Origin of the sequence: Myroides odoratimimus (genome assembly GCF_004337635.1) — a bacterium.
Classification (GTDB): Bacteria; Bacteroidota; Bacteroidia; order Flavobacteriales; family Flavobacteriaceae; genus Flavobacterium; species Flavobacterium odoratimimum.
The window spans coordinates 1,578,797-1,591,302 of the sequence record NZ_CP037427.1; the positions used below are offsets into that span (position 1 = coordinate 1,578,797).

General features: G+C 34.4%; 13 protein-coding genes and 1 tRNA gene. 3 read left to right on the forward strand and 11 right to left on the reverse strand.

Features of this window, described 5'->3' with window-relative positions; all coding sequences use genetic code 11:
- Positions 1–21: 21 nt before the first annotated feature.
- The 5 genes from E0Z07_RS07310 to E0Z07_RS07330 form a co-directional block, all read right to left on the reverse strand.
- Positions 22–2,352: an AsmA family protein gene (locus E0Z07_RS07310; RefSeq protein WP_006257465.1), complete on the reverse strand. Its 2,331-nt coding sequence runs from the start codon at positions 2,350–2,352 to the stop codon at positions 22–24.
- Between the two features lie 68 nt (positions 2,353–2,420).
- The gene (locus E0Z07_RS07315; protein ID WP_006257464.1) at positions 2,421–2,993 is read right to left on the reverse strand and encodes a pentapeptide repeat-containing protein; all 573 of its coding nucleotides are present in this window, start codon (positions 2,991–2,993) and stop codon (positions 2,421–2,423) included.
- A gap of 82 nt (positions 2,994–3,075) precedes the next feature.
- Positions 3,076–4,224, reverse strand: coding sequence for a glutathionylspermidine synthase family protein (locus tag E0Z07_RS07320; protein ID WP_006257463.1), 1,149 nt, complete (start codon positions 4,222–4,224; stop codon positions 3,076–3,078).
- Positions 4,225–4,227: 3 nt separating this feature from the next.
- Positions 4,228–4,611: a hypothetical protein gene (locus tag E0Z07_RS07325; protein ID WP_006257462.1), complete on the reverse strand. Its 384-nt coding sequence runs from the start codon at positions 4,609–4,611 to the stop codon at positions 4,228–4,230.
- Between the two features lie 7 nt (positions 4,612–4,618).
- Positions 4,619–4,912 carry a hypothetical protein gene (locus tag E0Z07_RS07330; protein ID WP_006257461.1) on the reverse strand — a complete coding sequence of 98 codons (294 nt, stop codon included), beginning with the start codon at positions 4,910–4,912 and terminating at the stop codon, positions 4,619–4,621.
- Between the two features lie 246 nt (positions 4,913–5,158).
- Here E0Z07_RS07330 and E0Z07_RS07335 point away from each other — a divergent pair, with 246 nt between their 5' ends.
- On the forward strand, positions 5,159–6,034 hold the full coding sequence (locus E0Z07_RS07335) for an AraC family transcriptional regulator (protein ID WP_006257460.1): 876 nt from the start codon (positions 5,159–5,161) through the stop codon (positions 6,032–6,034).
- 66 nt (positions 6,035–6,100) lie between these two features.
- On the opposite strand, the gene E0Z07_RS07340 is transcribed toward E0Z07_RS07335, so the two are convergent.
- From E0Z07_RS07340 to E0Z07_RS07350, 3 genes are all read right to left on the reverse strand, one after another.
- Positions 6,101–6,171 (reverse strand) — tRNA-Trp (locus E0Z07_RS07340).
- A gap of 51 nt (positions 6,172–6,222) precedes the next feature.
- Positions 6,223–6,597 (reverse strand): DUF983 domain-containing protein, encoded by a 375-nt coding sequence (locus E0Z07_RS07345; protein WP_006257459.1) that lies wholly within the window; start codon positions 6,595–6,597, stop codon positions 6,223–6,225.
- Between the two features lie 137 nt (positions 6,598–6,734).
- Positions 6,735–7,463, reverse strand: a complete 729-nt coding sequence (locus E0Z07_RS07350; RefSeq protein ID WP_006257458.1) for a hypothetical protein — start codon at positions 7,461–7,463, stop codon at positions 6,735–6,737.
- A 329-nt stretch (positions 7,464–7,792) separates the two neighbouring features.
- Between E0Z07_RS07350 and E0Z07_RS07355 the strand changes: the two genes are divergently transcribed.
- Both E0Z07_RS07355 and E0Z07_RS07360 read left to right on the forward strand, forming a co-directional pair.
- Positions 7,793–8,383 carry a cytochrome b/b6 domain-containing protein gene (locus E0Z07_RS07355; RefSeq protein ID WP_006257457.1) on the forward strand — a complete coding sequence of 197 codons (591 nt, stop codon included), beginning with the start codon at positions 7,793–7,795 and terminating at the stop codon, positions 8,381–8,383.
- Between the two features lie 412 nt (positions 8,384–8,795).
- Entirely contained in the window at positions 8,796–10,208 is a 1,413-nt protein-coding gene (locus E0Z07_RS07360; RefSeq protein WP_233446020.1) for a WG repeat-containing protein, read from the forward strand.
- 7 nt (positions 10,209–10,215) lie between these two features.
- Here E0Z07_RS07360 and tnpC read toward each other — a convergent pair whose 3' ends face one another.
- The 3 genes from tnpC to tnpA are packed head-to-tail and all read right to left on the reverse strand — an operon-like array spanning position 10,216 to position 12,468.
- Entirely contained in the window at positions 10,216–11,790 is a 1,575-nt protein-coding gene (tnpC, locus tag E0Z07_RS07365; RefSeq protein WP_131540327.1) for an IS66 family transposase, read from the reverse strand.
- A gap of 49 nt (positions 11,791–11,839) precedes the next feature.
- Positions 11,840–12,178, reverse strand: coding sequence for an IS66 family insertion sequence element accessory protein TnpB (gene tnpB / locus E0Z07_RS07370; RefSeq protein WP_081048718.1), 339 nt, complete (start codon positions 12,176–12,178; stop codon positions 11,840–11,842).
- Positions 12,178–12,468, reverse strand: a complete 291-nt coding sequence (gene tnpA / locus E0Z07_RS07375) for an IS66 family insertion sequence element accessory protein TnpA (RefSeq protein ID WP_058699130.1) — start codon at positions 12,466–12,468, stop codon at positions 12,178–12,180. The genes tnpB and tnpA overlap by 1 nt, the downstream gene beginning before the upstream one ends.
- Between the last annotated feature and the right edge of the window lie 38 nt (positions 12,469–12,506).

Below are 12,506 nucleotides of genomic sequence, written 5' to 3' on the forward strand. Positions count from 1 at the left end.
TTTTTGTTTTGTGGTGTTGTACTATAAGACGGTTTGTTTTAAACCTTGCATTATGCATAACCAAAGATAATTGAAAAAAGACTTCTCTTGGACTCTATCTACTTTTTTAATATTAACTGTCTTGACTTCATCCTTAGTGTTCTTTCGGATAAACATATTCCCCACAGCAGATAAGAACTTTTTCTTTTGTTGCCCATCTTTCTTATAGATAGTTACTTTTAGATCCTCATATTGCATACCATAGGTTCCTGTAGCAGAAGTATTATTACCAGTGAAGTTAAAAGTGACTAGACTGATACTACCTTCTGTATTAGCCTTGACATACGGCTGTAAGAACGGGCGCATAGAATTAGCTGGGAAGTTCGTAATCTTACCTTGTATATTGAAGTTATCTCTTCTGTTAAGTACATTGAAAGACCAGTCCACACGCAGTGGAGCTGCATTCATAAACCTCGCATTGACAGCTATCGTAGTAGTAGGTACTTTAGTTACACCATATCCACTATATATATTCTTAATAGTCGCATTGAAGTTATGAAACATAATCTTACCTGGAGCTACCGCTTTAGGGTCAGTCTCTTCATAGACTAGTTTAGAGTTGCGTATTGCAACATTATTTACTTCTAATCCGAATTTTAGATCTCTTAGCTTTTTACTAAACATGGGCTTGATACTCATATTGAATGTAGGAGCCTTATCTCTAAAGATATTTGCATCAAGTTGATTGATGTTGATCTGTTCTGTTTTAAAGAGTAGTGTTCCTTTGGTATCGAAGTCATAGTTATAATTCTTTAGAGCTATCTCTTTGGCATGTAGTGTGAAGATATCATCTGCATATCTAAACATGCTTACTGTCTTCTTTCTAGAGTACTTTGGCTTCATATTGAAGTTAGCCAGTTTTAGCTCTTTATTATCGATAGATAGAGAGTCTACACTTATATCATAATATTTCTTCGTATCGTATGTAATCGCTCCAGAGGATAGCGTAGTCTTGCCATAAGTAAAAGGAATCTTATTTCCACCAGTATTTTTATCAATACGGATATCTGCTATCACAGCATTGATATTATTCACCTTTAAGCTGTTGCTATTTGTCTTTCTATCGTGTATTTGGAAAGCTGCCTTGCGCAGCACTAATGAATCTAATGTGATATAATCAGACAGTAACTTAGCAGTAGTCTTAGGTTTACTCTTTACATCATTAGGGGTATAGGTGATGACAGGAGAGTCTATCGCTATTTTAGCTACTTTTAGTTGTTCTCCTACCTTATTGTTGATATCCGTTAAGACTATATTGGTCTTAGACGTATTCCAAGTGTCTAATGCATCTAGTGATAATTTGTTAATCCTAATATCACCTATCTTCAAAGCAAATGGGACTAGTGCAGGCAATGTATCATATACCACTGCCACCTCTTGCTTTTTCTGCTTTTTAGTTTTTTTAGCAGGTTGTTTTTCTGCTACTTTGATATCTTGTTTGAGTTTGTTGTTTTTGATGGTGATCGCTGTAGAGTCTGTCTCTATAGAAGCAATGTCAAGGTAGAAGTCTTGCTCATTTTTATACCCCCAGTCTGTCCCAGTCAGCTTTAGCTGTGGAACATCCACAGACAATAAGTTCTTAGCTAATTCTTTTGACTCGACAGTCTCTGAGAAGGGCTTTACAGATAGCTGGTGCATCTTTAGCGCTGTTGGTTCTATGATAATCTTACCGATGGTGAACTTATGCCACTCATTCAGCTTACTATAGATAGAGTCTGTAGTCATCACATAAGAGTCATAACTAAAAGGTATTGCCTTCTCTACGACTTCTTCACCGAAATGTACTCCTCTGATTGTTGCATTGAAGTTGTAGACCTCATTTAGTCTTGTATTACTCTTTCTGTCTTTTATTAAGACATGAGCATGCTCTACGATAATAGATTCTATATCTATATCATTTTTTACGTTTATTTTAGCTTGCTTCTGTACGACACTATCTCCTTTAATCATCACTATACTAGGATGACTTAGTTTGATTTTGTTTGCACGTAGATTCTTGTTTTGTAGTAATTCTTTGATAGCTACCCCTTGAATCACTATTTTATCTAGTCTTGCACTGATATAAGTAAGATTAGGATGAGTAGTAGTATCTTTAGGAGTCACTGTGATTCCAGAGACAGTTAGTCTTCTTAATGCAGGGTAGTAGCTGATGTCCTCATACGCTAGATCATAAGGAGTATCATTCTTTTCTGCGATAATCTCTGGTAAGTGTTTATATATAAAACGGTTTAATGCATATCTCCCTATCTGATATAGCCCTAGTAGACTGACACCAACTATTAAAAGGATTTTGACACGTTTTGATAATTTCATTTTTTAATAAAGATAAATTAATACTTAAAAGTACTAATTTATCTTTATGTTTTTGTAATTATTATGAATTACTTTAAGACTAATTGATGCTTTGTTAGTAAACCAGCTAATCCGTCCATAGAGAATATTGCTTTTTTAACCTTAGTGAACTGTGGGTCTATATCATAGTTATAACTCGTATAGAAGTCCGCTTTCTCTGCATTAGCTTTGTGAAATACTGCACGGTGTAAGTTACAGTTGTCAAACAGTGCCATACTCAGATCTGTATCAGAGAAATCAGCACTGATTAGACTACAGTTAGAAAACAGTTGCTTTTTAAGCTTTAATCCATAGAACTGAGTTAATTCTAAATTACAATCTGTAAAGGTAAATTCGAATATAGTCTGGTCTATCATGGCGAAGTTTACACGTGTAAAGTTACAAGCTGTAAAGTTGACATTGCGAAGTCCTACATAGTTCACCTCTGCATCTTTAAAATTGCAGTTGATAAAATCACAGTCTATAAAAAGAGTAGCTAAGAATGAACAAGCGCTCAGATCACAGTTTTCAAACTTACAATTCTCAAATTCTTTAAATGAGATATCGTTATAGTTAAATGCAGTGTTACTGTATTGTTTGTCGTATATAAATTCAGGAGTCATCTGTCTGGTGTTAAAAGTTAGCTACCGTATATAGAACTTATCCATATACGGTAGCAAGATATAATATTATAAAGATTTATCCTTATGATTCTTCTATGATATGAGGTATAAATCTGCTTTTGTCTGTTGTGATTCGATTATTACTTTCTCGGAATGTAATACCACATGATTCTTGACCTATGATCCAGCTTCCGATAATAGAATATCCTGTTGACTCTTGGTGTAAGTGAGCTAACTCTTGACAGATATAGCCTTCTTCTCCATAATCTCCAGGAGTAGCTTCTACGATAGCTCCATGCTGGTATAGCGTTACATTAGCACCTTCTCTTGAGAGTAAAGGTTTCTTTACATAGTCACGCATCCCATTAGGTGTATCGAAGTAGGTCTCTAGTAGTAGTCGATGGTTAGGATACAGCTTCCACAGTACAGCCATGATAGCCTTATTAGATAAGATCATCTTCCATGACGGTTCTATCCAGTTCGCTTGTGCTTCGTCATTCGGTATATGTAGCGCAAATGGCTCATATACCAACCATTCCCACGGATATAGCTTAAATATATCTGTTATCGTCTCTTCTTCTAGGTCTGTAAAGTTCACCCCATTCCATCCGATATCATCTATGAAGATTAGCTTTGTGTTGATACCAGCTTGTATAGCAGTGTCTCTTAGGTATTCTATATTCGTTAGATCCTCTAAGGTCTCACGCATACAACTGAAGTGTAGTGTGTCCCCTTTAAGATAAGGCTTTAGATCACGCCATGAAGCGATTAATTGATCGTGTACAGAGTTAAACTGGTCTTTGCGTTCACCGAAGTAATGTTGCATCCATTGCCACTGCGTCACTCCTGTTTCATACAGAGAAGTAGGAGTATCTGCATTAAACTCTAATACTTTCAGTTGTTGTTTTTTCTCATCGAAGACAAAGTCAAAACGACCATAGATACTTGGAGCATCGTTCTCCCATGACTGCTTTATATGATCGTGAAAGAAGATCGGAATCTGAAATTGATCAAATAGATTATGTGTGATCACGTGATCTACTGCCTCTAAGCACATCTGCCATAGCTCAGTAGTGGCATTGTATATCTCATCAGCGAATGCTGGCTCTATACTGTAATAGTAGTGCTCTATCCAATAAGGGACATTATTCTCATCTGTGTGAAATCCAAAACCGTTGTCTTCTAATCTCTTTTGCCAATTTGCATCAGCTGTTAGGTATTTTATTCTCATAGATTATGAACTAACAGTAGATGACTTAGAAGTATTACCAAAGCCTCCTCTAGCTGACTTATGTGTCTTTACCGCATTAGATTTAGACGTATTCGTGCCTACATTAGCTTGGTGAGAGAGTCCATTACTAGCATATCCCATACCTCCACCCATTAGTGGTCTGAAGGCCATGTACCATAGTAGCGCACTCCCCATACCACCTCCACTGTGATGGCGTTGTTGGTTATATTGTTGAGTCACATCTGTATACGGTGCAGAGCTATCTGCTCTCATATATACTTTCTGTGCTTGTTCTTGTTCTTCTTGTTTATCAGGAGTCTTAGAGCATGAAGCTAATGCTGCTGTGATAAGTACTAGACTCACTGCTTTACTACTTTTTCTATTCATGATATTATTATTCTACAGTTACATAAATCGGCACTTTTACTAGAGAAGTAGGTTTAGTATCTCCCCATGCGCTTACTTCTTTTGCTGTTTTGATTGTGTCCGTTTTTTGTGTTACTAGTTGACCATTCGCCCATATTTTTTGACTTGTGATATGTAGGATACTATCTCCTGCTACTACAGACTTGATCGTTACTTCTCTTGCAGATTGTTTATCGATAGTCTCAAGATCTGTTTTTTTAGTTTCGCCACCTCCACATGAGGCTAGCCCTAATACCATAAGAATAGGTAGAATATATTTCATAACAATTATTTATTTTAACGAGTGCTAAAGATAGTAAAGTTTACTCAAAACTTTGTTTGTTGTACAGTAGACTTTTTGGATAATATTCACGCTTAGTTCTTGATCAAGTGTGTACTAGCGTATTATAGAGTCTATTTGTCTTTTAATTAGATAGTGTAGAGCAGTAGCTAGGACATAAGTCATTAGCATAAGAATTATTTAGTGTAAACTAAAAATGCTATTTTTGTTTGACCATATATTTGATTGATGAAAGATATTACTATTTTACAAATGCGAGATTTGACTGAGGAGGTTAAAGGAGCTGATTTTTATGCCAATACGATACCACAACACCTTATCACAAATCACAATCATGTGGAAAAACCACATCGACATGACTTCTATGTTTGTATGATATTTACGAAAGGATTTGGTACCCACGAGATAGACTTTCAGAGTTATGAGATACAGCCTGGTATGGTATTTATGCTAGCACCAGGGCAGACACATAGTTGGATCTTGTCAGGGGATATAGATGGTTATATCTTTTTTCACACTCAAGAGTATTTTGATCTATTCTTTGTCCGCGAGACGATACGTGAGTATCCTGTATTTAGATCAGCGTATTACCCGAACGGTTTTCTACTAAATGAAGAGAGTAGCGTATTAGTGGAGAATCTAATGAAGAGAATGACAGATGAGGTAAGCCAGCCCAACTGGAAGAAGAACTTCTCTCTCGTGAATTTAGCTTCACTCTTCTATATAGAATGCAATAGACAGCTACTAGAAGGGAACTCCTTTAGTGCTGTACCAAACTTGCAGTATAATCAACATCTACATCACTTCGAGAACCTATTAGAAAAGAACTTTCGCACGGAGAAGTCGGCTGCAGTGTATGCAGAATGGATGAATATGACACAAAAGCATTTAAATCGCGTGTGCAAGACGTTATTAGACAAGACTACTACTGATATCATTATAGACAGAATCGTCTTAGAGGCTAAGCGTATGCTTATCTATACAGGCAAAAGCTTTAGTGAGATCGCTATGATGCTAGGATACGATGATTATTCTTACTTCTCTAAGGTGTTTAAAAAGAGAACTGGTATCTCTCCGAAAGAGTTCCTTAAAAAGTATGTGTAAAATAAGAGAATGATATAAAAATAAAAAGCTCCTTAATGTAAATATTAAGGAGCTTTTTTTACGCTGCACGGGTGGAGGGATTCGAACCCCCATCAACGGTTTTGGAGACCGCTATTCTACCCTTGAACTACACCCGTTTCTCTGTTAGGTGGCGCAAATATAATAACTTTTATTTTAATAAACCTAGACTATTGCTCATCTTTTTTATAAAATAAATTTAACCACATGATTCGAGATAAGCGATAGTTAAATGTCCACAGAATAAAGATTACAAAGACAATTGCAATAAAGGCGTGTAACATCGTGATATTCAAATCAAATAAGTGATTGATGATAAGACGAAGCACCATCACTGTTACCATTTCAGCAACTGTAAGTGCATAACTCATATACATAGCCCCAAAATAAAATCCTGTTTCTCTATGGAAGTTATATCCACAAGATCCACACTCTTTCGTCATTTTCGGCATCTTAAATGTAATCGGATTTCCTTTGTCATGGAATATGTGCTCTTTACCACAGTTAGGGCATTTTCCACTAATAACTTTGCTGATATAAGACATAATTTATTTTTTATGCAAAGTAACTTAAAAAAACTGAAAGCTTTGCGCTTAATATACTTGTATTTTGGTAGTATTCGGACATTATGGCTGTTAAAGTACCTTAATGTATTTAAATAATACAAAAAAAAAGAAGGAGATTAATACTCTCCTTCTTCTTCTGATGTTATTTCTTCTGTCTCATTAGAATATTCTTCTTTTACATCTAAGTATTCTAATGGATTCGCTTGTGTCGGTTCATTGTAGTAATCGTCGTATTCTTTATATAAGTTCGCGATTTCTTCTAATGTTAATACTTTATCTCCCTCTTCACCTTCTTCTTCTACAGCTTGGTTGTATTTTTTGTAGATACGAAGTTTATCTGCATCGTATTGTTTTCTCACTACATTTCTACTCGCGTAGTACAGTTTACGATCTTTGCTGTACTTTCTGTATACTTCTTTTAGTTCTGCTTTATAAGCTGAGTCTAGTGCAGCCATCTCCGTTTTTAGATCAGTGCTCTCTTCTTCACTAGCAGCTATTTCTTTTTTAATTACATTCCAACTTTCTAATTGGTCTTCATTCAGTGTTCTATTTACGAAGTTGTCATAACCAGCGAATAATTGACGTTGGTGCATGTTCTTTTCTACCTCCTGCATCTTTGTTTTAGAATTCAGATTCTGTAAGTCACGCTTAATGTATTCATTTTTGATTGTCAAGGCTCCTACCTGTTTTTGAGTTAATTTAAGCTCATCTTTATTTGATAGAATTTGAACAATGTCTAGGTACTCAATCTTCTTCACAGGTTCTTCCTGTTTTTTAGATTTTCGTTGACCATAAGAAGTACTAATTGACATTAGTATTACAAACAAGAGTAATATCTTTTTCATTCCAATTTATTTTTGATTCAATAACAATTTGTTTTTCACTCTGCAAATTTAAGATAAATATTAATATTTTATTTCAAAAAAATATTGCAGACTAACAAACATACTTTAAAAAATAGACATAATAGAGTTAATCCATTTTTTCTGCATTTTATTAGCTAGATATATAACGGATGGTATCATTTGATATTGTATAAAAAGCCATTTTTTTTACTTTTTTCAAATTATGTTCACTTTTGTTTAGAAGTTATTGATTGTTATTTTTATATTTGATTATTGTAGTTATTTTAAATTAACATATTTGGTAATTTAATTTTATTAAAAGTATTAAAATGAGAATGAGAGGTGAGTGCTATAGCTTGGCATTTCGGGTTTTGCACTGGAGTATAGCATTCGTGATGCTAGGTATGCTTATCACTATACTGCTGCGTTATACCTGGCTGAATAAAGAAGGCATGAGTGAAATCATTATGGAATATTGTACTTCTCAGGAGGTTAATATGACTAAAGAGAAAGCCATCGTACTCGCTAAGCGGTTACGTGCTCTTATGTGGGAGTGGCATGTCTACTTGGGTTATACCTTGATGGGATTAGTATTCGTGAGAATCATACTAGGGATGATGGGTAGAGTACCGTTTTTAAATCCGTTTAAGAGAGGAATTATACTTAATACACGTATTAGAGCAGTTATATACTTAGTGTTTTATGTCTGTGTGGTTATCTCTATAGTATCTGGAGTCGTCTTAGCATTAGATATCGAGACAGCTTATAATAATGAAATAAAGAGTATTCATTTTGGCTCTATATATTACTTCGTGACATATTTAGTTATCCATTTTATCGGAGTACTATTCGCTGAGCTGAGTTCAGATAATGGGATAGTCTCTCGCATGATCAATGGGAAGAGTAAGTATGACCTATAACTATAGAGCCGTCTAATGATATATTAGGTTAGTGTAAATGTGTTTTGTTGAAAAGCATCTGTAGTCATACAGATGCTTTTTTTATAATTCTAAATCATTGGTTTGTTTTGATTTTGTTCGGAAAAACACCCCTTTTACCGAAGGATTACCGAACATGACCCGAACCATTCCCGAACAAAACTTAAATAAGAAAAAAGTTTTCTAGTGTAGATAAGGGATGTCGAATAAATGTAGTTGTCATAAAAATCAAATAGAGCTTTTATAGTCAAATGAGGGCATTTGTGTAAGGAGATGTAGCTATTATAAATGGTAAAATAGTAAATAATGTATTTCTTAGCAGAGTACATTGATTTATGTATAAAAACTGTATTGTTTTATTTTTTAAATATTTAATTGTTATTTTTGTTAAAAAATGAAAAATATACTTATCGCTTTTGTAATGCTGTTTAGCACTCTAACACATGCACAAAAATTTTTGAACAAGTACAAGAAAAAGTACGAAGTTGTGGTTGTTGAAAATAGCTATCTCGTTATATCTAAAGGGGATGATCACGGATTTAAAATTCTTAATGAAGAAGGTAAGATTGTTTTGGAAGGCGATAGAAAGACAATTGAAGGGTTCAATTATAATCCAGATAATCAGACGTTATTGTATTTAACGGGGCCAAGAGTTCCTGGTTATTTGTGTGGAACCAGTAAAAAATTAAATGTTTTAAATTACTACAATTTTAAAACTAAAGAAATTAAACAGTTTCCCTATCCGGTAGATTATTTTACAAAAATTCAAGAGAAAAATTATTTGATCTTTGCTAATGAATCTAATACGAAATTGGGGTTGATCGACCTTAATTTAACAGTTTTATTAAAACCAGTATATGATGAACTGTATCCTTTTTACAAAGATTTGCTATTTGTTAGTAAAGACAAGAAAAGTTTTTTATCTGATTTAACAGGAAAGAATGTTCTCGGGGAGGAGTTTGCGAGTTTATCAAGTAAAATGTATCCTATCAAAGATATGAAGTGTCTTGTAGCTTCTCGTGATGGACAACAAAAAGGATTATTCGATATCAATAGCAAAGAAACAGTGATCCCTTTTGAATATAAGTCTATTGGGCTTTATAGTTCAGAGTATAATTTAATCGAATTGCGTAAAGATAAATACAATTATTTGGCAAATTTGGATCGATTGACAGAAGTAGAGATTGATGAATCTTATAAAGTAAATAGGTTTAAAACGATTCAAACATTTAATGGAAATCTGATATATGAAACTTCAGAATATATCACAGATGAGAAAGGTGCGACGAGTGAGTATCTCAATTATATTTATAAAGGAGCGTATTTATTTGAACCAGGAGGGGCTGTAAAAGTAACTTATTCGAATATAGAAAAAGGTTTTATCTACGGAATTTACAATGAAAATAAAGCTTTGATGTTTTATGATCTCAACAAAGAAAAATTTATTTTTTCTCAAGCTGATAAAATATTGCCGAACCATCAATTGGAAAATGTGGATTACTTTAATACTAAAGACAAAAAAGAGTATCGTTATACCTTTATAGATCCCTCTAATAGGAAGCTAAATTTTCTTTTTGATGAGCACAATGAGTGTTTGATGATGATTCAAGGGACTGCTACCAAGTTTGTCCTTGATCCCGATACAGATGAAGTACTATATGAGACAATTCGCAGAGAAGGTCAGTCCCAATATGTTTCTATTTATGTTGACTGTGTAAATACAATTGTTTTCAATAAAGATAAGCGAACTTTTTTTTATGGGGTTGACACAGATAGAAGTATGCACCCGAGCAAGTACATCTTGTGAGATATAATTATTCTTCTACAACGTTTGAGTTTAATGTTTTATAGTTATGAGGATATAAATCTGTAATGTTCTTGTGGTTGATAGATTGAATATTTTCTAGAACATATTTAAGCCATTGGTATGGATTAATATCGTGCTTTTTGCAGTTAGCAAAAAACGTATACGCCATAGCCGCCCTTTGAGCTGCATCGTGTGATCCTGCAAAGAGATAGTTTTTACGTCCAATAGCTACTGGTCTAATTACATTTTCAATGAGATTATTGTCTATCTGTAAGTTTCCATCATATAAGTACGCACTAAGATTATCCCATCTAGTTTGTGAGTAAGCAAAAGCTTTACCTATTTGACTTTTAGGAAGTACGAGTTTCATTTGAACAAACATATATTTACCCAGTTCATTGATGATTGGTAAGCTTTGTTCTAATCGAAGTTCTTTAATTTGCTCTGGGGTTAAGTTTTGTTCTTTTGCTTTTCTTTCTACAGCATATAGTTTTTGTATTTCTACAAGTACATGCTGTGCTTTTGTCTTATCATTGTCAAGAGCTCTTTCAAACTCACGACGAGCGTGTGCCCAACAGCCCAGATGAACTACACCAGACTTAGCTCCATAGGCTTTGTATCCGCTATAACCATCGGTTTGCAGATATCCTTTGAAGTTTTCTAATACAGGTAGTGCAGCGCTACCACTACGTGTGGGACTGTAATTGAACATTACGAGTTTGGATATAGGTGCGTGATACACCCAATAATACCCAAGATGAGATTTATCTTTCTTTTTCTCATCTAAGACTTTGATGGTGGTTTCATCAACTTGAAGATATCCTTCATTTTTGATGTCCAGCAGAAGCTTTTCATATAGTGGTTTTAAAGCATCTATACATTGAGCTGCCCAGCCATCTATAGTAGAAGAAGCTATATCGATATTTTCTCTTGAAAAGCGTTGCTTCTGTCTATATAGCGGAAGGTGATCTACGTATTTGTCAACAAGTATTGTAGATAATAATCCTTCAGAAGGTATTCCTTTATCTATAATTCGCTCTGGAAGCAGTGCAATACTGATTTGCGTATTGTCTTTGTCTTTCGTGGCGTATTTATATCGGATGTAACGTTTTATTTTAAAGTAACCTGGAACATAATCTAAGACATCTGTAGTTTCTTTACCAATGCAAATCTTATCAGATAAATCTCCCTCTGGGTAGATTTCTATTTCTTCTACAGGTAAATGATCGGGTAGTTTAGCTCTTCCTGGATGTTTTTTCTTCTGACGAGAATAAGTGATCTCTTGTTTGATTACTTCTTCTTGTTCTTCCAGGACTGCTTGCTGAACCTCTAAAGGTAACTGTGTTTGATTAGGGTCTTCGAAACGCTCGCGTTTTTGTCCAAATTGCATGCGTCGTAAAAGATCTACTAAGCGTTGGAGTTCTTGCTTTTCTTGTTCTAGCTGAGATGTCTTTTGCTCTAACTTAGATGTCTTTTGCTCTAACTTAGTATTTATTTTGTCTTGTTTGGAAATAGTCTTAGACTGCTTTTTTATAAGCGCCAAAAGTTGTTCTTTCGATAAGTTTTCTAAGTCTATTTCCATGAAGTAAAAATACGTCAAAAGCCCAGAATATACAAGGTTTTAACCTGTTTTACTTCAATAAAAAACGCCTTTTTTGGTTACTTTTGATAACCTGGATTCCCTCTATCATCAGTACTAAATCAGTCCAACTTATTTGAGCTTTACTATGCGTGGGAAAAGCAAAAGTTCCTTGTTCTAAGCGCTTGTGGTATAGTACAAAGCCTCCTGCTTCCCAATGCAAGAGCTTCATTTGATTACAGCGTCTATTGATAAATATATAGACACTTCCACTATGAGCTACTTGATTAAGTTCATTCTGGACAAGTCCACAAAGGCTATCAAAACTCTTGCGCATATCACAAGCTTGTCTATACAAATGAAATTGATTAGAACTACTCAAACTAAACATTACACTAAGTTTACTAATGAATATAGTTCACTAAGATTATCCGTTTGTAGACGTAACTTTACACCATTGGGATATACTATCTCATATTCCTGAGTATTGATGACTTGACCTTTTGTTACAGTTATAAAATTATTGTCTAATTGCGTTGACTCTGACTTTGCCTTATACTTAACCACCCAATAACTAAAGGTTGCTAATTTAATTCCGACACTTTCACAGTATCTTGATTGCGTTAATCCACTTGTTTTCCAATCCTCTACATGAGAGTACATTATTTCTTGTTTGCTCATCTCTTTATTATTTCAAGCAAACTTACTACCTTACGTTA

What these genes read in the sequence shown, in the direction of transcription:
- E0Z07_RS07355 (WP_006257457.1), top strand. Translation starts at nt 7,793, where the DNA reads ATGAGAATGAGAGGTGAGTGCTATAGCTTGGCATTTCGGGTTTTGCAC.
- E0Z07_RS07335 (WP_006257460.1), top strand. Translation starts at nt 5,159, where the DNA reads ATGAAAGATATTACTATTTTACAAATGCGAGATTTGACTGAGGAGGTT.
- E0Z07_RS07350 (WP_006257458.1), bottom strand. Translation starts at nt 7,463, where the DNA reads ATGAAAAAGATATTACTCTTGTTTGTAATACTAATGTCAATTAGTACT.
- E0Z07_RS07325 (WP_006257462.1), bottom strand. Translation starts at nt 4,611, where the DNA reads ATGAATAGAAAAAGTAGTAAAGCAGTGAGTCTAGTACTTATCACAGCA.
- E0Z07_RS07330 (WP_006257461.1), bottom strand. Translation starts at nt 4,912, where the DNA reads ATGAAATATATTCTACCTATTCTTATGGTATTAGGGCTAGCCTCATGT.
- E0Z07_RS07360 (WP_233446020.1), top strand. Translation starts at nt 8,796, where the DNA reads ATGAAAAATATACTTATCGCTTTTGTAATGCTGTTTAGCACTCTAACA.
- tnpC (WP_131540327.1), bottom strand. Translation starts at nt 11,790, where the DNA reads ATGGAAATAGACTTAGAAAACTTATCGAAAGAACAACTTTTGGCGCTT.
- E0Z07_RS07310 (WP_006257465.1), bottom strand. Translation starts at nt 2,352, where the DNA reads ATGAAATTATCAAAACGTGTCAAAATCCTTTTAATAGTTGGTGTCAGT.
- E0Z07_RS07345 (WP_006257459.1), bottom strand. Translation starts at nt 6,597, where the DNA reads ATGTCTTATATCAGCAAAGTTATTAGTGGAAAATGCCCTAACTGTGGT.
- E0Z07_RS07315 (WP_006257464.1), bottom strand. Translation starts at nt 2,993, where the DNA reads ATGACTCCTGAATTTATATACGACAAACAATACAGTAACACTGCATTT.
- tnpB (WP_081048718.1), bottom strand. Translation starts at nt 12,178, where the DNA reads ATGTTTAGTTTGAGTAGTTCTAATCAATTTCATTTGTATAGACAAGCT.
- tnpA (WP_058699130.1), bottom strand. Translation starts at nt 12,468, where the DNA reads ATGAGCAAACAAGAAATAATGTACTCTCATGTAGAGGATTGGAAAACA.
- E0Z07_RS07320 (WP_006257463.1), bottom strand. Translation starts at nt 4,224, where the DNA reads ATGAGAATAAAATACCTAACAGCTGATGCAAATTGGCAAAAGAGATTA.